Below are 18,836 nucleotides of genomic sequence, written 5' to 3'. Positions count from 1 at the left end.
GCGGCGACCCTGTCGCCCGGCAGGTGAATCAGGTCATGTCGGCGGGGGTTTCCAGCGACACGACCTCGAGCGGCTCACGCTCATGCGGAAACGCGGCCCACATGGCCGCCATCGTGCGGCCATCGCGTGGATGGCGCAAGTCGGGTGCGATGTCCGCCAGCGGCTTCAGCACGAAGGCGTACTTCAATTCCTTGCGCGGTATCTGCAAATGTCCGGGGCCATCGATCACGCGGTCGTCGTACAGCACGATGTCCACGTCCAATGTGCGGCTGGCATAGCGCGGTTGGTCGCGACGACGGCCATGCCGATCTTCCAGCGCATGCAGCCAGTCGTTCAGCGCTTGCGGTTCGAGATCGGTCTCCAGCGCCACCGCCAGGTTGACGAAGTCGGGACCGTCGAAACCCACCGCCTTGCTGCGGTAGGCCGGCGACACGTCCAGCGCACCGAAGCGCGCGCGCAGTTCGTCCAGCGCGACGGGAAGGTAACGGTAGGGCTCCAGGTTGGAGCCCAGGCTGAGGTAGGCGCGAGCCATCATTGCCCTGGGGAAGAGGGAGACCGTGATTCTGCCTGCCTGTCGCCCACGTGCGCCAGTCCGGCTTGCATGTCGTATCCGGTGGGCTGCTGGTACAGGCGCAGACCGAATTCCGGCAGGATAGCGAGCAGGTGGTCGAAAATATCCGACTGCACGTTCTCGTGCGGCACGAAATCGGTGACGGACGTATAGCAGTAGATTTGCAACGGAATGCCCGCAGCACCCGGCTCGAGCTGGCGCACGGCGCACAACATGTCGTGATTGATCTGCGGATGCGCGTCGATGTAGGCCTGCATGTAGGCACGCAGGCTGCCCAGGTTGCTGAGGCGGCGCTGGTTGACGGCCAGCTTGCCCTGCTCGCCCAGCGCCTCGTTCCATTCACCCACTTCCTTCTGCTTGCGCGCGAAGTAGTCGCCCAGCAGCCGGAACTGGCGCAAGTGATCGATCTCGTCGCCCGCCAGGAAACGCACGCTGGTGACATCGATGTTGATCGCGCGGCAGATGCGCCGCCCGCCACTTTCGTACATGCCGCGCCAGTTGCGGTAGGACTGCGAAATGAGGTGCCAGGTGGGAATGGTGCTGACGGTCTTGTCCCAGTTCTGCACCTTGACGGTATGCAGGGCCACGTCGATCACGAAACCGTCGGCGCCGTCATCGGGCATCGAGATCCAGTCGCCCACGCGCAGCATGTCGTTGGAGCCCAGCTGCACGCTGGCCACCACCGACAGGATAGTGTCCTTGAAGATCAGCAGCAGCACCGCCGAAATCGCCCCGAGGCCGGCCAGCAGCGACAGCGGCGAACTGCCGATCAGGCAGGCGATGATGATGATGGCGCCAACCATCCAGACGAGGATCTTGCCCAGCTGCACGTAGCCCTTGATCGAGCGTTCGCGCCCCCGCGGCGTGGCCACGTACAAGTCTTCCAGCGCCGACAGCGCGGCATTTGCCGCCATCACCGCGAACAACGCGATCAGCGACAGCACGATGCCCGACACCACGCTTTCGACGCCGGCTGGCACCCCCGGTACCGCCTTGATGCCGTATTTCACGATCAGCATCGGCACCATCCGCGCCAGCCACAGGAAGGTGCGCCGCTTGAACAGCGCGTCGTCCCACTGCCACGCGGTCCGCCGGGTGACGCTGCTGACCACGCGCAGCAGGATGCGACGCACCAGTTGGCCGGCCAGCCAGGCCAGCGCCAGCAGGGCCAGCACGCCCAGCAGCGTGCGCATCCAGGGCATGTCCAGCAGGTGTTGCAAGGTAGCCATCCGATTGCTCCTGTGTCGGCTCGGGACCCGCGCGACGAAACACGGCGGATCGGGGCGGCAAGGGCCGCGGAGAGGCCGCGCGGGGCCTCGCGTACAAATCTGGCGATGCCGGGGGCGTCAACCCAGCCCGTGCCGGCGTACTACTGCGGTCGCGTACCGCGCTCGATGCGCACGCCCACCGATTTTGCCCCGCGCACCGCGCCGGGCTTGGACAGCTTCAGCCGCACCCAGCCCACGCCGAACTCCTCGCGGATGATCGCGGCGCAGCGCTCGGCCAGGGTTTCCACCAGGCCGAAGCTGGAGCCGCCCACGTAGTCGATCAGGCGCTTGGACACATCCTTGTAGTTCAGCGTCAGCGCGATGTCGTCGCTGGCGGCCGGTTTGGTGTTGTCGAACGCCATCTCGATATCGAACGACAAGGTCTGGCGCACGCGCCGTTCCCAGTCGTAGATGCCGATCACGGCCTCGATGCGCAAGTCTTCGATGAAAACGATATCCATCGCTACAGGGTCGATGATGACGGCACGGGGATCAAGCCGCCGGCGGCAAGGTTTCCAGATTCCAGCGCGGAAACACCTGCACGGTTTCGTCCTGCTGCTGCCCGGCGGCGAGGCGGATCGCCCCGGCCAGCGCGATCATCGCGCCGTTGTCGGTGCAGAACTGCAGGCGCGGGAAATAGGTGCGGAAACCGTCGCGTTCGCCAGCCGCCGCCAGTTCCGCGCGCAGGCGTCGGTTGGCGCCCACGCCGCCGGCGATCACCAGCCGCTCGGCCCCGGCCGCGTCCAGCGCACGCCGGCACTTGATCACCAGCGTGTCCACGATCGCTTCCTCGAAGCCGCGGGCGATATCGGCCCGGGTCTGCTCGGACTGGTCGGATTTCTGCCAGGCCAGCAACACCTGGGTCTTCAGCCCGGAAAAGCTGAAATCCAGCCCCGGCCGGTCGGTCATCGGGCGCGAGAACCGGTAGGCCCCGGAGGTGCCCTGCTCGGCCAGCTTGGCCAGCGCCGGACCGCCGGGATAGGGCAGACCCATCAGCTTGGCGGTCTTGTCGAAGGCTTCGCCGGCGGCATCGTCCAGGGTGTCGCCGAGGATGTGGTATTGCCCGATCGCCTTCACCTCGACCAGCATCGAATGCCCGCCGGAGACCAGCAGCGCCACGAAAGGCGGCTTCGGCGGGTCGTCTTCCAGCAACGGCGCCAGCAGGTGGCCTTCCATGTGGTGCACGGCGATCGCCGGCACGCCCAGCGCCCAGGCCATCGCCCGGGCCGCGGAAGCCCCGACCAGCAAGGCGCCGACCAGCCCCGGCCCGGCCGTATAGGCCACGCCGCCCAGGTCGGCCGGGGTCAATCCGGCGTCGGTCAGCGCCTCGCGCACCAGCGGCAGCAGCTTGCGCACGTGGTCGCGGCTGGCCAGTTCGGGCACCACGCCCCCGTAGTTGGCGTGCAGCTTGACCTGGCTGTACAGCGCGTGTGCCAGCAGGCCGCGACCGGGCGCGTCGGGCTCCCAGCGCAACACCGCCACGCCGGTTTCGTCACAGGAGGATTCGATGCCCAGCACGGGCTTTGAAAAAGTCTTGGTATCCACGTTATACTTCGCGGCTCGCCCTATTCCACAGGCTCGTAATGTACGGGCCAGTCTAACACCGGAGTCTCCATGCCCAGCGTAAAAGTCCGCGAGAACGAGCCGTTCGAGCTTGCCCTGCGCCGCTTCAAGCGCACTTGCGAAAAGGCCGGCGTCCTCGCCGAAACCCGCAAGCGCGAGTTCTACGAGAAGCCGACCCAGGAGCGCAAGCGCAAGCGCGCCGCCGCGGTGAAGCGCCACATGCGCCGCCTCTCGCGTGACGTCACGCGCAAGACGCGCCTGTACTGAGCCTTGCCGTCCGCCTTGTGCGGACACCGGTTTCGCGTCCGCGCGACCGGGCTGGCCCAGGCTGCTGGCGCGTCCAATCGCAGCCACTGCCACAAAGCCTCTAGCACTGGCCGGCGTTGCCCACGGGTGACGCCGGCTTTGTGCGTTTGCGGAGAAAAACCATGACGCTCAAGCAGCAACTCACCGATGACATGAAGGCTGCCATGCGCAGCGGCGACAAGCACAAGCTCGGCGTGGTCCGGCTGATGCTGGCCGCGATCAAGCAGCGCGAGGTGGACGAGCGGATCGAGCTGGATGATGCCCAGGTCCTCGCCGTGCTGGAAAAGATGCTCAAGCAGCGCAAGGATTCGATCAGCCAGTACGACGCTGCCAACCGCAAGGACCTGGCCGACGTCGAGCGCGCCGAAATGACGGTGATCGAGGTCTACCTGCCGGCCAAGCTGAACGAGGCCGAGCTGGACGCGCTGATCGCCGCCGCCATCGCCGACACCGGCGCCAGCAGCCCGCGCGACATGGGCAAGGTGGTCGCCGCGGTGAAGGAAAAGGCCGCCGGCCGCGCCGACATGGGCGTGGTTTCCGGCAAGATCAAGGCGCGCCTCGCCGGCTGAACCGCGGGCCGTGTGAAGACGGCCCTCATTGCGCAGTCTTCACGCCGCCCGCCCGACACTGCCCCGTACCGCCGCGCCCGCGGCTTTTAGGGAAACGGGAGCCGTCATGCTCAAGTGGGCCATCATCTTCGCCATCATTTCACTGGTCACCGGCCTGCTCGGTTTCCGCGGCATCTCCGGCGTCGCCGGCACCATCGCCAAGATCTTCTTCGCGATCTTCCTGATCCTGTTCCTGATCGCCATCCTGGCGGTAATCGGCGTGTTCCACATTCTGTAGACGCCCGAAGCACCACAGCCCCCAAGCTCGCCACAGCACTCACCGCGCGAACCCGCACGGCACCTTCGCCTCCTCTCCCCTCCGGGGAGAGGATTGAGGTGAGGGGTGGGTGCTCGCGACGGCCCCGCCCTGAAACAAGGCTTCCGCGAGCCTGGCCCCTCACCCCCGCCCTCTCCCCAAAGGGGGGAGGGAGAAAGGCTCAAACCACCACACGCTCCATCCGCCGGTGTCCCGGTACCACGCCCTGCGCGTTCGCCAACGACGAAACCCGCTCCCCGGTCACCTCGAACCCCAGTCGTTCATACAGCGCCTGCGCCCGCGGGTTGCTGGTGGCCACGTCCAGCACCATGCGTCGGCGGCCAGCCTGTACGCCACGCCGAACCAGTTCGTCGATCAAGGCCCGCCCGATGCCTTCTCCACGCAACACCGGCGTCACGCCCAGGTGGGCGAGGTAGTGCATGCCGCGGGCCGGTGGCGGAATCACCCGCTCCACACGCAATCCGCGCACGATCACCCCCGGCGCGTGGCGTGGCCCGTAATGCGCAAGGATCTGCCGCGCCGCCGCCAGCGTGAATGCCAGTGACGATTCACCGCCAAAGCCGGCGCCCACGGCCACCACCGCACCCTCCAGCTCGCCGATCAGGTGATTGCGCCAGCCGAATTCACCGGCACCGTCGATGAAGGCCCGCCGCAGGAAAGCCTGTGCGTCACTGCGCCCCGGTACCGCGAACACGTAATCGAACGCGGCCGGACCGGAACTGTGGATCAGTGGAACGACGGCCTCCACATCCCCTGCAGTGGCTTGGCGAAAGCGTGGAACGGCGGACTTCGCGTCAGGCATCAGCTCTCTCGCCGGGATCGGGGATCGATGCATGCATGCTAGCCGGCTGTCCGCGTGGATCGGCGCCAGCGCCACGAATCTGGCCGGAACGCCCACCCGGGATGGCCGGACCCACCCCGCACCCGCGCGGAACCCGCCTGGCGGCGGGTGGCCCGCGCCCGAATCGTAGCCAACAGGCTCTAAACTAGGGTGCTTATGCGTGGCCTGATCCCCGACAGCTTCATCGATGAACTGCTTGCCCGCGTCGACATCGTCGACGTGATCGAGCGGCGCGTGCCGCTGAAGAAAGCCGGGCGCGAATGGACCGCCTGCTGCCCGTTCCACGACGAGCGCACGCCTTCGTTCTACGTCAGCCCGGTCAAGCAGTTCTTCCACTGCTTCGGCTGCGGCGCGCACGGCAGCGCGATCAAGTTCCTGATGGACTACGAGCGGCTGGAATTTCCCGACGCAGTGGAGGAGCTGGCGCAATCGGTGGGCCTGACCGTGCCACGCGAAGGCGGCCGCGACGAGCGCCCGCGCGAGGACAAGACCGACCTCTACGCCCTGCTCGATGCCAGCGCGCGCTGGTATCAGGAGCAGTTGCCGAAAAGCGCCGAGGCGCAGGCCTATTGCGGCAAACGCGGACTGGACGCGGAGACCATCGCACGCTTTCGCCTCGGCTGGGCGCCTGCCGGCTTCGATGGCGTGATCAAGGCCCTGGGCAACAACGAACGACGGCTGCAATTGCTCACCGAAGCGGGCATGGTGGCCAGCAACGAGCGCGGCAACAAATACGACCGCTTCCGCGAACGGTTGATGTTCCCCATCCTCGACCGGCGCGGCCGCGTGATCGCTTTTGGCGGAAGAATCATCCAGAAACCGGCCGAGGGGACGCCGGCCGACGCCCGCAAGGGCGATGGCCCGAAATACCTCAATTCCCCCGAAACCACGCTGTTCCACAAGGGCCGCGAGCTGTTCGCGCTGTGGCAGGTGAAGCAGGCCAACGCAAACCTGCAACGCATCGTGGTGGTGGAGGGCTACATGGACGTGATCGCGCTGCACCAGGCCGGGCTGCCGATCGCGGTGGCCACGCTGGGTACCGCGACCACGCCCGAACATACCGAAGTGTTGTTCCGCGCCGCGCCCGACGTGGTGTTCTGCTTCGACGGCGACCGCGCCGGCCGCGCCGCCGCGTGGAAGGCGCTGGATGCCGCGCTGCCGCGCCTGCGCGACGGTCGGCAGGCCTATTTCCTGTTCCTGCCCGACGGCGAGGACCCGGACACGCTGGTACGCAAGGAAGGCAGGGAAGGCTTCGAGCAACGCCTGAAGAACGCCACACCGCTATCCGAGTACTTCTTCACCGAGCTGTCGCATGAAGTGGACATGGCCAGCCTCGATGGCCGCGCGCGCCTCGCCGAACGCGCGCGCCCGCTGATCGGCCGGCTACCCGACGGCGCGTTCCGCGACCTGATGGCCGACGAGCTCGAAAAGCGCACCGGCGCGCGCGCCATGCTGCAGCCACAGGCTTCCGCCCATCGCACCGTGCAGCGTCCGACCACCGTGCAGCGCTCGCTGGTACGCAGCGCCATCGCCCTGCTGCTGGCACAGCCGGGACTGGCCGACGAAGTGGAGAAGCCTTATCGCTTCCTGCGCCTGGACAAGCCCGGCATCGACCTGCTCGCCGAGCTGCTCGACACAGCCCGGGCACGTCCCGGCATCAACCCCGCCAGCCTGGTGGAACATTTCGCCGAACGGCCGGAATATGCCGCCCTGCAAAAGCTGATCGCCGCCGTCGTGGTCGGCGAGCCGGAACTGCAGCGCGTCGAATTCCACGACGCCTTGCTGCGCATGGAGCAGCAGGCCGTGGCACTGCGTCGCACCGCACTGCAGGCGAAGATGCGGGAAGGCACACTGGACCATGCCGAAAAAGGCGAACTGCGCGAATTGCTGGCCGCGCGCGTGCCCCCCGCGGCGGCGCCATGAAGCCGCTCGCCCTCATCATGCGAGCCGGTGCCATGAAGCCGCTCGCCCCCATCATGCGACCCGGTGCCATCGCGCCCCCGGCCGCCCATCCGACAACCTGGAGCGTCGATGGACCTGCTTGAACGACTCATCACGATCTTCGCCCAGAACGGCTATCTCGCCGTATTCACCGCGCTGATGATCTGCGGCGCCGGGCTGCCGCTGCCCGAGGACGTGACCCTGGTCGCCGGAGGCGTGATCGCCGGGCTGGGCTACGCCAACGTGCACGCGATGTTCGGCCTGTGCATGTTCGGCGTGCTGCTGGGCGACAGCGCGATCTTCCTGCTCGGCCACCACTACGGCGCACGCATGATGCGCTGGCGGCTGGTGGCCAAGGTGCTGACCCCGAAGCGCTACGCCATGGTGCAGGAAAAGTTCGACCGTTACGGCAACCGCATGCTGTTCTTCGCGCGCTTCCTGCCCGGCATGCGCACCACCGTCTATGTCACCGCCGGCGCCACCCATCGCGTATCCACCGTGCGCTTCCTGCTGATCGACACGCTGGCCGCATTGATCAGCGTGCCCTTCTGGGTCTACCTGGGCTATCTGGGTGCGAACAACCACCAGTGGCTGATGAAATGGATGCACCGCGGCCAGAACAGCCTGTGGCTGCTGGTGGCCCTGGTGCTGCTGGTCCTGCTGGTGCTGTGGTGGCGGCAGCGACGCCAACGCACCAACGACTGCTGAACTTCCCGCAAGCAAGGCTCAGCCATCGTCGTCCGGCGACCAGTTGAAGCCCAGCGTTACCCAGTGGCCATGGCGATCGCCCCCGCCCAGCAGATCCATGCTGACGGCATTGGGCAGGCGCAAACGAAGACCACCCTGCGCTGCGCGATAGCCATCGCCCTCGACGTACGCCTCGGCCAGCCATGACCAGTGCGCTGCCGCCCGGTATTCCAGGCCCACGCCGCCGGTCAGCCATCCATGCGCGAGATGTGGCGCGTGCCAGCCCAGGTCGACCTGCAGCGTCAAACGGGGCTCAAGCGGCACACTGGCGGCCAGGTTCGCCGTAGCGGCGTCGAAACCACCGTCGCCGTGATGCCAGTCACCACCCAGCGCCACGGCCAGGCCCGGCGTGTGCTCGCCCATGTCAACCAGCGTGTGCTTGATGTCGGCATACAGCATCGGCCCAGGAGAGGCTGCCAGGTTCTCGCTGGCACCCACGCTGTACTCCAGCCCGCCCACTGCGCAGGCTGGCATGGTCGTGATTTCCGACGCACCCGGGCGCGCGCTCAGCCATGACTCGAGCTGGCAGTGCCCATCCGCCGTAGTGCCGGCATCGTCTACCAGCAGGCTGGCGCCGGCCCGCACCCCACACGGCGCCAGCACCAGCGCCGCCAGCAAGGCCGCACTGAACTTGTGCATGACACGCCCTCCATGGCTATAGCCAGCGCCCGCTGTAGCGACGCATGTACAGCACCTTCACCACCTGGGTAAGCGCGCAATACGCAAGCACCGTCAACACCAGCCAGCCGAAATAGGCCAGCGGCAATTCCACCATGCCCAGCTTGGTGCCGATCACGGTGTAGGGGATCACCATGCCGATCGCGATGATCGCCGTGGTCAACCCGAGCACGGGAGCTGCGGCGATGCTTTGCAGGAACGGAATCTTGCGGGTGCGGATCATGTGCACCACCAGCGTCTGCGTGAGCAGGCTTTCGACGAACCAGCCGGACTGGAAGAATGCCTGGTGTTCCGGGCTGTTGGCGCCGAACACGAACCACAGCAACGCGAACGTGGTGATGTCGAACACCGAGCTGGACGGCCCGATGCAAAGCATGAAGCGCCCGATATCGCTGGCATTCCATTTGCGCGGCTTGCGCAGGTAATCGTCATCCATGCGATCGAACGGAATCGACAGCTGCGAGATGTCGTACAGGAGGTTCAACACCAGGATCTGCAACGGCAGCAGCGGCACAAACGGCAGGAACAGGCTGGCGATCAGCATGCTGAGCACGTTGCCGAAGTTGGAGCTGGCCGTCATCTTGATGTACTTGATGATGTTGCCGAAGGTGATGCGCCCCTCGATGACGCCCTCCTCCAGCACCATCAGGTTCTTTTCCAGCAGGATGATGTCAGCCGACTCCTTGGCGATATCGGTGGCGGTATCCACCGAGATGCCCACGTCGGCCTCGCGCAACGCCGGCGCGTCATTGATGCCGTCGCCGAGGAAGCCGACGGTATGGCCCTGGCGTTGCAGCGACTTCACCACGCGCGCCTTCTGCAACGGCGACATCTTGGCGAACACCGTGGTGCGTGCCACCAGCGCATCCAGTTCGGCATCATCCAGCGACTCGACGTCACGCCCCTGCGCGGAGTGCTCGACATCCAGACCCACCTCGCGGCAGATCTTGCGGGTCACGGCCTCGTTGTCGCCGGTGATGACCTTCACCGCAACCCCGTGATGATGCAGCGCCGCGATGGCGGTGCCGGCGCTGTCCTTCGGCGGATCGAGGAAGGCCAGGCAACCCACCGCGACCAATTCGGACTCGTCGGCAATACCGTAGGCACGATCCGACGGCGCTTGCCGCTTCACCGCCACCACCAGCACGCGCAGGCCATCCTCGTTGAGCCGGTGCGTCATCGTGCGGATCTCGGCGCGCAACTCGTCGGTCATCAGCAAGGTCTGCTCGCCGATGCGCGCGGACGCGCAGATCGCCAGCATTTCCTCGACCGCGCCCTTGCACACCAGCAGATGCTGACCTTCGTGATCGCCCAGCACCACCGACATGCGCCGGCGCTGGAAGTCGAACGGAATCTCGTCCACCACGCGGTAGCTCGCGGCCATGGGTTCGAGATCGCGATGGGCCAGCACGGCCTTGTCCATCAGGTTCTTCAGGCCGGTCTGGAAGTGGCTGTTGAGATAGCCGTACTCCAGCGCGTCATCGGACTCTTCGCCGGCTAGGTCGAGATGACGCTCCAGCACGATCTTGTCCAGCGTCAGCGTGCCGGTCTTGTCGGTGCACAGCACGTCCATCGCACCGAAGTTCTGGATCGCGTTGAGCCGCTTCACCACCACCTTGCGCTTGGACATCGCCATCGCACCCTTGCCCAGGTTGGCGGTGACGATCAGCGGCAACATCTCCGGCGTCAGGCCGACGGCTACCGACAGCGCGAACAGCAACGCCTCCCAGAAACCCTGCTTGTACCACTGGATGCCCAGCACGATCGGCACCATCACCAGCATGAAGCGGATCAGCAGCCAGCTCACGCTCTTCACGCCGCGATCGAAGCTGGTCTGCACGCGCTCGCCGGCCAGGCTGCGTGCCAGCGAACCCAGGTAGGTCCGCGCACCCGTCGCCACCACCACGGCAGTGGCGGTGCCGCTGACCACGTTGGTTCCCATGTAACAAACGGAACCCAGGTCGAGCGGATTGGAAGGCAACGATGCCTCGTCGTCGTGCAGGACTGGCGCAGCCTTCTCCACCGGCAGCGATTCGCCGGTGAGAATCGCCTGGCTGATGAACAGATCCTTGGCATGCAGCAGGCGCAGGTCGGCGGGCACCATGTCACCCGCGGCCAGGTGCACGATGTCACCGACCACCAGCTCGCCCACCGGCACTTCGATGCGTTCGCTGTGGCCATCGGAGGCACGCCGCGTGGCGGTGGCGGTGTTGCGCACCATCGCCTTCAACTGCTCCGCTGCGCGCGTGGAGCGGTACTCCTGGGTAAAGCTCAGCACGGCGCTGATACCCACCATCACCATGATGATCAGCGGTCCGGCCAGGTCTTCCGGATCGGTGGCCAGTTGCACCCCGACCAGCACCAGCAACACGATGATGAAAGGGTTCTTGAACGCATGCAGCAGCTGCGCCGACCAATGCGGCGGCTTCTCGTGCGATACCTCGTTGACGCCGTCGCGGTCCAGCCGCTCGCCAATCTCCGTCTCGTCAAGGCCGCTCAGGCGGGTATCCAGCGCCTCAAGCAATTCATCGTTGTGGCGATAGGCCGCCTGTGCCGCCAGCACCTGTGCCGCCGCACTCTTGCTGACCGCCTTGGCAGCCGCATTCTGGAGGGTTTTCCTGATCATGCCCGCTTCCGTCTGTCACTCGTTTCCGTCACCGGCGCGGGCGGCGGAATCAGTCCGCCAGCCACCTGCCCATGGGTGTGTTCGGCCGTCTGGACGGCCGTTTGAGGGGCACGGATGGCGGAGGCCATCCCTTGCGTGGAGCGGCAAACATCACTGATTCGCCGCCATCGCGTATCGCGGAGGCTCGTCGCTGGCACGCGCCAGCGGCTGCATTTCCGTCTCGACACGGCGCAGTTCAACCACATTGCCGGCATGCGCCAGCGGGGCGGGGACAGTGACCGTGCGACGCACGGTCTCGCGACGACCGGACAGGGACAGACGCCCTGCGGCACGCAGATGAAAAAGTTCGCGAAGGAGCTTCATGGCCCATCTCCTCGTAACGGTGTCACGGCACCGTCGGGAGGTAGGCCGGACTTCCCTAGTCGAGGAAAGCGCCGGCCGACCGCAGGCGGTCGCCGCAGACGATCAGCTTGTTATGCAATGCCGGCATCCGATGCTCGCGGATGTCGACGTTGCGACTAGGGTAAACGTCCATATGCCTTGTTCAGTAAGGACTGGAAAGCCGCTCGCAAACGCGCCAGCGGGCGCGCGCATTGTCGTGCTGCGATGCGCAAGTGTCAAGCCCTGTCACGCCTTTGGACAGGCACCCGTGCTGGCTCGTGGGCAATGCTTCGATGTGGCGTCAGAAGCATCGCGGCTGAAGCCGCTCCCGCCCCAAGAGGATGCGTCCAACGAAGAAACAGGTCCTTAGCCGACAGGCCGCAATGCCAATCCCGTCTGCAGCGCCGGCGCCATCAGCCAGTGATCGGCCAGCAGGAAGGCGAACAGCGCCATCAGGTAGATCACCGAGTACTTGAACACGCGCATCGCGAAATATTCGTCCGGCGGATTCATCAGGCGGATCGCGTAGTACAGGAAGCCCGCGCCCAGCACCAGCGCGCCGCCCAGGTACAACAGACCACTGCAGCGGGTGATCGCCGGCAGCATCGTCACCAGCACCAGCAGCACGGTGTAGAACAGTACCTGCCACCGCGTGTAGGCCACGCCATGCGTGACCGGCAGCATCGGCACGCCGGCACGGGCGTAATCGTCGCGGCGGAAGATCGCCAGCGCCCAGAAATGCGGCGGCGTCCACACGAAGATGATCAGGCACAGCTGCAGCGCGAACGGGTGCAACGCGCCGGTGGCGGCAGTCCAGCCCAGCACCGGCGGGATCGCCCCGGCGAGGCCACCGATCACGATGTTCTGCGGCGTGGCGCGCTTGAGATAGGCGGTGTAGACCAGCGCGTAGCCGATCAAGCCGCCGAAAGTGAGCACGGCGGTCAGCACGTTCACCAGCAAGGCCAGCACCAGCATCGAGATGATGCCCAGCACGATGGCGAACACCAGCACCTGGCGTGGCTTGAGATGGCCGGTAGCCAGCGGACGCCGCGCGGTACGCGCCATCAGCTTGTCGATGCGCTCGTCGATCAGATGGTTGAACGCCGCCGCCGAACCGGAGGCCATCCAGATGCCCAGCGTGCCGAACACCAGCGCGCGCCACGGCGGGATGCCCGGCACGGCGAGGAACATGCCGATCACTGCGCAGAACACCAGCAGCGCCACCACGCGTGGCTTGGTCAGCTGGAAGTATTCGCCCATCACGTTCATGCGCGTGCCTCCAGCTTGCCGAACATCCGGTCGCCACGGCGTGGCTGCGTGCGCGCCAGGTTCGCCACCAGGGTGAACAGCAACAGCGCGGCACAGCCGTTATGCATGGTGGCCACCGCCAGCGGCAGTCCGAAGTACACATTGCTGATGCCCAACGACACCTGCGCCACCAGCACCACCGCCACCGCGATGCCGCCGAATCGCAAGCCACGCTTCACCAGCCGGTACGCCAAGCCAAGCAGGTAGCAGAACACCACCAGCGCGCCGAGCCGGTGCACCATCTGGATCGCGGTGCGCGCCGACTGATCGAGGATGCCACCTTCGAAATTCACGCCGATACCGCGCCACAGGATGAAACCCTGGTGGTAATCGGCCGGCGGCATCCACTGCCCCAGGCATTCGGGGAAGGAACCCGGACCATAGCCGCAAGCCAGCGCCGCATAGTTGGAAGACGTCCAGCCGCCCAGCGCAATCTGGCAACCCAGCAGCACCAACCCCACGATCACGCCCTTGCGCAGGCCGGCCATGCGATCGTCTTCCGCGCCCACGCCGGCATAGCGCAAGGCCGCCCAGGCCAGCAACGCAAAGGTGGTCATGCCGCCGAGCAGATGACCGAGTACCACGATCGGCTTCAGCAGCAGCGTGACCGTCCACATGCCGAGCATCGCCTGGAAGATGATCACCGCCAGCGCCAGCACGCTGATGCGCCAGGCGCCGGGGCGTCTCAACCCGATCGCCGCGAGCAGGGGCAAGGCGATCGCCAGCACCGCCAGGCCCGACGACCACACATGCTCGCCGCGCATGTACATCGTCACCCCCGCAGCCGCGAATACCGCGCTGACGATCACCAGCACGCGCGTCCAGCGCTGTCGCCACGCGGCCAGCAAGGCCATCACCAGCACCGCCACGCCCAGCGTGCCGGCCAGCATGCGGTGTACTTGCTCGCGCCACGCCTTGTGCGCCTCGTACGGGCGCCCGGGGAATTCGGCATCGGCCTTCGCCACGGCATGGGCGTGTTCGGGCCAGGTCACCTGGCCGTAACAGGTCGGCCAGTCCGGGCACGACAAACCGGCGTTGGACAGCCGCACGAACGCGCCGAACATCACCAGCCCGAACGCGAACACCGCGGCGAACAGCGACAAGCCGCGCAAAATCCTGGTTGAACGGTCGGACATCAGCGGATCACCTTGCGCATGTCTTGGAGCAGGCCGGACACATCGAATCCGGCAGGATAACGCGACAGTACCGTACCGTTGGATTCCACCAGCAAGGCGCTGACGCTGTCAGGCGTGGCCGGACGGTAGGCATCGAGCTTGTGATCGACATCGGTCCCGAGCCGCCAGTAGTTCTTCATGGCAGCCAGTGCCGTGGCATCCGCCGGCGGTGCGCCCACGTAGAGCAGGCGCAGGCGCGACTCGTTCTTGTTGAGCATCACCCGCGCCTTGGCCATGCCGGTCAGCGCCGCGAAGCAATGGCTGGCGCAATCGGGGCCGGGCAATGCGATCAGGGTGAGGCGCGGCGTGCTGGCACGCCATGGCCACGTGCTGCCATCGTCGAGCTTCACCTGCAAATGTTCCTGCTGGAAATTGCGCTGCGGCAACACCGGCTCGCCATGACTCTTCACGCCCGGCTGCCAGCCGCTCTTCGTCAACACCAGCGCCACCAGGAACGGTGCCGCAAAAATCGAGGCCACCAGCAACAGCTTCAGGCGACTCGCGCGCACGCGTTTCGGATCGACGTGGCCGGGGACGGATGGGCTCATGGCTTGGGGCTCTTTGACTTGGGGCGACGCTTCTTGCGATGCAGGACTAGGAAAATCACCACCGCGGCCAGCGCGAAGGTGAACCACTGGAAGGCGTAGGCCCGATGCCGGGCCGGCGGCATCGAACCGAAATCGAGGGTGTGCTCGCGCACGTAGATCGCCGCGGGATCGGCGTCCAGCGTCAGGATGCGCGGATAGAGCGTGCGCCCCAGATCGCCAGCTACCTGCTTCATGTCCAGGTAGATCGTGGTTTTGGGCCAGTGCGCCTGCCGGCCCAGCGCATCGCCGCCCATCTCGAAACCGTGACCGGGTGGCGGCTGGTACAAGCCCTGCAGCGTCAGCAGCCCGGTCGGCAGGGGCGGCACTTGCGGCTGCTGGTCGGTGCCGTTGCCGGGCAGGAAACCCAGGTCGACCAGCAGCAAGCGGTCATGCCCCCGCGGCCGGAAGGGCACGTACACCTCGATCCCGCCACGGCCGTCGTGCTTCGGGTTGTCCAGCAGGTAGGCGCGATCGACCAGGTAATGGCCCTGCACGCGCACGCGCGGATAGGCATTGGCCGGCGGTTCGGCGGACACGCTGTCGAAGTCCTGCAGTGGCGCGCTGGCGGCCGCGGCATACAGTCGCAGAAGACCGTCCTTGTAGTCCGCGCGATGCAGCTGCCAGACGCCCAGGCGCACGAACAGCAAGGCGCCAGCCACGGTCAGCAGTACCCACCACCACTTCGGACGCCGCAGCCAGCTCACGCGGACACCCTGTTCGCGCGGGCTATACTGCGGCTGTCGAAGGCGTTCGGGCGATACACGTGGAAACCATCTCAAAGATTGCGCTGGTGATCATGTTCCTGGTGGTGGTGTTCAACCTCGGCCAGGCGCTGTATTTCATGATGACCGACAAGGACGACGACCGCCGTACGGTATGGGCGCTGACCCGGCGCATCGGTCTCTCGCTGGTGCTGATCGCCATGATCGTCATCGGTCACAAGCTCGGCTGGATCCACCTGCACGGCGTGGGCCAGTAAACCCCGATTGGTCATTCTAGCCGGCCCCTCGCGCGGGCCGAAGTGCCTGCGTCACCACGTCCGGCGCCTTTCCCGTCCCTGCAAACGAATCGCCCGCCTTGCGGCGGGCTTTTCGTGATGCAACCTCGCAGATACCAATTGCGTCTCGTCAGAGCACGTAGACGAACATGAACAGGCCCAGCCACACCACGTCGACGAAGTGCCAGTACCACGCGACGGCCTCGAAGCCGAAGTGGTGCTCCTTGTTGAAATGCCCCGCCAGCACACGCAGCCAGATGATCGCCAGCATGATCGTGCCCAGCGTCACGTGCAGGCCGTGGAAACCGGTGAGCATGAAGAAGGTCGCGCCGTAGACGCCGGAATGCAGCGTCAGGTTCAGTTCGCGATAGGCCTCCATGTACTCGTTGGCCTGGCTGAAGATGAAGCAGGCGCCCAGCAACACGGTAACCCCGAGGAAGATCAGCACCTTGCCCCGGTGACCGGCACGCAGCGCGTGATGCGCGATCGTCACCGTCACGCTGGAAGTCAGCAGGATCAGCGTATTCAGCAGCGGCAGGCCCCAGGGCTCGACGGTGCCGAAAGTGCCACCCACGTGTTCCGGCCCGTTGCCGCCGCCGGCACCCCACGATGCCGCGTAGTGGTTCCACAGGAACTGGTGGGTCAACACGCCATGGCCGTCACCGCCGAGCCACGGCACCGAGTAGTTGCGCAGGTAGAACAGCGCGCCGAAGAACGCGCCGAAGAACATCACCTCGGAGAAGATGAACCACATCATGCCCATGCGGAACGAGGTGTCGACCTGGTGGTTGTAGCGGCCGGCCAGCGACTCGCGGATCACCGAGCGGAACCAGCCGAAGAACATGCACAGGATGCCGATCGCACCGATCGTGATCACCGTCTTGCCGAAACCGCTGTCGCCCGGCTCGGCGTTGAGCCAGTGGGCGGCGCCGAACACGGTGAGGAACAGCACCACTGCGGCCACGATCGGCCAGTGGCTCCTGCTCGGTACGTAATAGATGTCTTGCTGCTGACCCATGGTGATTTCCCGTGGATTTTCCTGATGACTTCCGATCCGGCGAGGGCGGCGGTTCAGGCCCGCCCGGCACGGCGATCCGATGCGACTAGCGCAGCCCCATGTGCTGGACCCACAGCAACTGCGCTATCGAGAACACGAAGAATGACACGGCCACAGCCCCGGCGATCATGGCGGTGCGGCGGGCGCGTCGCAGCCGACGGCTCTGCTCCGGGTCCAGCGCCTGCTGGTCCAGCACCATCCGGTTTCCGGAAATGTTCGCCTGGGAAGAACCATCCATCACTCAGTCCTCCACATGGCCGTGCGCCAGCTCTTCGTCACGAACGATCGGCGCAATGGCGAAGGTGTGGTGCGGCGCCGGCGAAGGCACCGTCCATTCCAGTCCCTTGGCGCCTTCCCAGACGCGATCGGTGGCCTTCTTCTTCGAGAAGAACACGCAATGGATCAGCACGCCGATGAAGATCAACTGCGAGGCGCCGAACAGGAAGCCGCCGATCGAGCTGATCATGTTGAAGTTGGCGAACGCCACGTTGTAGTCGGGAATGCGTCGCGGCATGCCGGCCAGGCCGAGGAAATGCTGCGGGAAGAACAGCACGTTCACCCACACCACGCTGTTCCAGAAGTGGATCTTGCCCCACGTCTCGCTGTACATGTGGCCGGTCCACTTCGGCAACCAGTAGTACGCCGCCGCGATGATCGCGAACAGCGCACCGGTCACCAGCACGTAGTGGAAGTGCGCCACGATGAAGTAGGTGTCGTGATACTGGAAGTCGGCCGGCACCAGCGCCATCATCAGGCCGGAGAAGCCGCCGAGCGTGAACAGGATGATGAACGCGATGGCGAACAGCATCGGTGTCTCGAACGTCATCGAACCGCCCCACATCGTCGCCACCCAGTTGAACACCTTGATGCCGGTCGGCACCGCGATGAGCATGGTGGCGTACATGAAGAAGATCTCGGCGCCCATCGGCAGGCCGACCGCGAACATGTGGTGCGCCCACACGATGAACGACAGGAAGGCGATCGCCGCGATCGCGAGCACCATTGCCTTGTAGCCGAAGATCGGCTTGCGCGCGAAGGTCGGCACGATCTCCGAAATGATCCCGAACGCCGGCAGGATCATGATGTAGACCTCGGGATGCCCGAAGAACCAGAAGATGTGCTGGTACAGCACCGGGTCGCCACCACCGGCGGCATTGAAGAAGTTGGTGCCGAAGTACTTGTCGGTGAGCAGCATGGTCACCGCCCCCGCCAGCACCGGCATCACAGCGATCAGCAGGAACGCCGTGATCAGCCAGCTCCACACGAACACCGGCATCTTCAGCAGGTCCATGCCCGGCGCGCGCATGTTGAGGATGGTGGCGATGATGTTGATCGCGCCCATGATCGAGCTGATGCCCATCAGGTGGATCGCGAACACCACGTAGGCCAGCGAACTGCTCTGCAGCGACAGCGGCGGATACATGGTCCAGCCGCCCGACGGGCCACCACCCGGCAGGAACAGGGTGGACAGCATCAGCAGGAACGCGAACGGCAGGATCCAGAACGACAGGTTGTTCATGCGCGGCAGCGCCATGTCCGGCGCGCCGATCATCAGCGGGATCATCCAGTTACCCAGGCCGACGAAGGCCGGCATGATCGCGCCGAAGATCATCACCAGCGCATGCATGGTGGTCATCTGGTTGAAGAAGTACGGCTGTACCAGCTGCAGGCCCGGTTTGAACAGTTCGGCGCGAATCACCATCGCGAAACTGCCGCCGATGAAGAACATGGTCAGCGCGAACACCAGATACAGCGTGCCGATGTCCTTGTGGTTGGTGGACATCACCCAACGCCGGAAGAAACCCTTCGGCGCGCTGTGGTGATCGTCGTGGTGATCCTGGGTGGCTGCGTGGGCCATGACCTTGCACCTCTACCTTTTGAACAGTGCAACCTCGTGAGGCTGCT

General features: G+C 65.6%; 21 protein-coding genes. 6 read left to right on the top strand and 15 right to left on the bottom strand.

Features of this window, described 5'->3' with window-relative positions; translation table 11 throughout:
- Positions 1-28: 28 nt before the first annotated feature.
- The 4 genes from folK to tsaD form a co-directional block, all read right to left on the bottom strand.
- Entirely contained in the window at positions 29-532 is a 504-nt protein-coding gene (folK, locus tag AB7849_RS07030; protein WP_008211164.1) for a 2-amino-4-hydroxy-6-hydroxymethyldihydropteridine diphosphokinase, read from the bottom strand.
- A complete protein-coding gene (locus tag AB7849_RS07025) occupies positions 532-1,800 on the bottom strand; it encodes a mechanosensitive ion channel family protein (protein WP_008211162.1) in 1,269 nt (422 codons plus the stop codon). The genes folK and AB7849_RS07025 overlap by 1 nt, the downstream gene beginning before the upstream one ends.
- Positions 1,801-1,940: 140 nt before the next feature.
- Positions 1,941-2,300, bottom strand: coding sequence for a dihydroneopterin aldolase (folB, locus tag AB7849_RS07020; RefSeq protein WP_008211160.1), 360 nt, complete (start codon positions 2,298-2,300; stop codon positions 1,941-1,943).
- Positions 2,301-2,331: 31 nt separating this feature from the next.
- On the bottom strand, positions 2,332-3,384 hold the full coding sequence (gene tsaD / locus AB7849_RS07015; RefSeq protein WP_369500748.1) for a tRNA (adenosine(37)-N6)-threonylcarbamoyltransferase complex transferase subunit TsaD: 1,053 nt from the start codon (positions 3,382-3,384) through the stop codon (positions 2,332-2,334).
- A gap of 69 nt (positions 3,385-3,453) precedes the next feature.
- Between tsaD and rpsU the strand changes: the two genes are divergently transcribed.
- From rpsU to AB7849_RS07000, 3 genes are all read left to right on the top strand, one after another.
- Complete coding sequence (rpsU, locus tag AB7849_RS07010) at positions 3,454-3,669, top strand: 30S ribosomal protein S21 (protein WP_008208668.1); 216 nt, start codon at positions 3,454-3,456, stop codon at positions 3,667-3,669.
- 161 nt (positions 3,670-3,830) lie between these two features.
- On the top strand, positions 3,831-4,277 hold the full coding sequence (locus AB7849_RS07005; protein WP_008208666.1) for a GatB/YqeY domain-containing protein: 447 nt from the start codon (positions 3,831-3,833) through the stop codon (positions 4,275-4,277).
- A gap of 106 nt (positions 4,278-4,383) precedes the next feature.
- A complete protein-coding gene (locus AB7849_RS07000; protein WP_008208664.1) occupies positions 4,384-4,554 on the top strand; it encodes a DUF1328 domain-containing protein in 171 nt (56 codons plus the stop codon).
- 199 nt (positions 4,555-4,753) lie between these two features.
- Here the strand turns inward: AB7849_RS07000 and AB7849_RS06995 are convergent, their stop codons facing one another.
- Positions 4,754-5,395: a GNAT family N-acetyltransferase gene (locus AB7849_RS06995; RefSeq protein ID WP_037098471.1), complete on the bottom strand. Its 642-nt coding sequence runs from the start codon at positions 5,393-5,395 to the stop codon at positions 4,754-4,756.
- 195 nt (positions 5,396-5,590) lie between these two features.
- Between AB7849_RS06995 and dnaG the strand changes: the two genes are divergently transcribed.
- Positions 5,591-7,357 (top strand): DNA primase, encoded by a 1,767-nt coding sequence (gene dnaG, locus AB7849_RS06990; RefSeq protein ID WP_369500747.1) that lies wholly within the window; start codon positions 5,591-5,593, stop codon positions 7,355-7,357.
- Between the two features lie 108 nt (positions 7,358-7,465).
- Positions 7,466-8,083 carry a DedA family protein gene (locus AB7849_RS06985; RefSeq protein WP_008213408.1) on the top strand — a complete coding sequence of 206 codons (618 nt, stop codon included), beginning with the start codon at positions 7,466-7,468 and terminating at the stop codon, positions 8,081-8,083.
- Positions 8,084-8,101: 18 nt separating this feature from the next.
- Here AB7849_RS06985 and AB7849_RS06980 read toward each other — a convergent pair whose 3' ends face one another.
- From AB7849_RS06980 to AB7849_RS06950, 7 genes are all read right to left on the bottom strand, one after another.
- Positions 8,102-8,761, bottom strand: coding sequence for a hypothetical protein (locus AB7849_RS06980; RefSeq protein WP_008213406.1), 660 nt, complete (start codon positions 8,759-8,761; stop codon positions 8,102-8,104).
- Positions 8,762-8,777: 16 nt separating this feature from the next.
- Entirely contained in the window at positions 8,778-11,426 is a 2,649-nt protein-coding gene (gene mgtA, locus AB7849_RS06975; RefSeq protein ID WP_008213405.1) for a magnesium-translocating P-type ATPase, read from the bottom strand.
- Positions 11,427-11,576: 150 nt separating this feature from the next.
- Positions 11,577-11,789, bottom strand: coding sequence for a hypothetical protein (locus AB7849_RS06970; protein ID WP_008213404.1), 213 nt, complete (start codon positions 11,787-11,789; stop codon positions 11,577-11,579).
- Between the two features lie 384 nt (positions 11,790-12,173).
- The gene (gene cyoE / locus AB7849_RS06965; protein WP_008213403.1) at positions 12,174-13,076 is read right to left on the bottom strand and encodes a heme o synthase; all 903 of its coding nucleotides are present in this window, start codon (positions 13,074-13,076) and stop codon (positions 12,174-12,176) included.
- Complete coding sequence (locus tag AB7849_RS06960; RefSeq protein ID WP_092702523.1) at positions 13,073-14,251, bottom strand: COX15/CtaA family protein; 1,179 nt, start codon at positions 14,249-14,251, stop codon at positions 13,073-13,075. The genes cyoE and AB7849_RS06960 overlap by 4 nt, the downstream gene beginning before the upstream one ends.
- Positions 14,251-14,838 (bottom strand): hypothetical protein, encoded by a 588-nt coding sequence (locus AB7849_RS06955; protein WP_008213402.1) that lies wholly within the window; start codon positions 14,836-14,838, stop codon positions 14,251-14,253. The genes AB7849_RS06960 and AB7849_RS06955 overlap by 1 nt, the downstream gene beginning before the upstream one ends.
- Positions 14,835-15,581, bottom strand: coding sequence for an SURF1 family protein (locus AB7849_RS06950; protein WP_008213401.1), 747 nt, complete (start codon positions 15,579-15,581; stop codon positions 14,835-14,837). Before AB7849_RS06950 ends, AB7849_RS06955 begins: the two co-directional genes overlap by 4 nt.
- Before the next feature lie 59 nt (positions 15,582-15,640).
- Here AB7849_RS06950 and AB7849_RS06945 point away from each other — a divergent pair, with 59 nt between their 5' ends.
- Positions 15,641-15,856, top strand: a complete 216-nt coding sequence (locus AB7849_RS06945; protein WP_008213400.1) for a twin transmembrane helix small protein — start codon at positions 15,641-15,643, stop codon at positions 15,854-15,856.
- 148 nt (positions 15,857-16,004) lie between these two features.
- Here the strand turns inward: AB7849_RS06945 and AB7849_RS06940 are convergent, their stop codons facing one another.
- The 3 genes from AB7849_RS06940 to ctaD all read right to left on the bottom strand — a co-directional run bounded on the left by AB7849_RS06940 (position 16,005) and on the right by ctaD (position 18,789).
- A complete protein-coding gene (locus AB7849_RS06940) occupies positions 16,005-16,892 on the bottom strand; it encodes a cytochrome c oxidase subunit 3 (RefSeq protein ID WP_008213399.1) in 888 nt (295 codons plus the stop codon).
- An 85-nt stretch (positions 16,893-16,977) separates the two neighbouring features.
- Positions 16,978-17,169 (bottom strand): hypothetical protein, encoded by a 192-nt coding sequence (locus tag AB7849_RS06935; RefSeq protein WP_008213398.1) that lies wholly within the window; start codon positions 17,167-17,169, stop codon positions 16,978-16,980.
- 3 nt (positions 17,170-17,172) lie between these two features.
- Positions 17,173-18,789 (bottom strand): cytochrome c oxidase subunit I, encoded by a 1,617-nt coding sequence (gene ctaD / locus AB7849_RS06930; RefSeq protein ID WP_369500746.1) that lies wholly within the window; start codon positions 18,787-18,789, stop codon positions 17,173-17,175.
- Between the last annotated feature and the right edge of the window lie 47 nt (positions 18,790-18,836).

This window comes from Rhodanobacter sp. FW021-MT20, assembly GCF_041107475.1.
Taxonomy (GTDB): Bacteria; Pseudomonadota; Gammaproteobacteria; order Xanthomonadales; family Rhodanobacteraceae; genus Rhodanobacter_A; species Rhodanobacter_A glycinis.
This window is presented reverse-complemented; position numbering and strand designations above follow the sequence as displayed.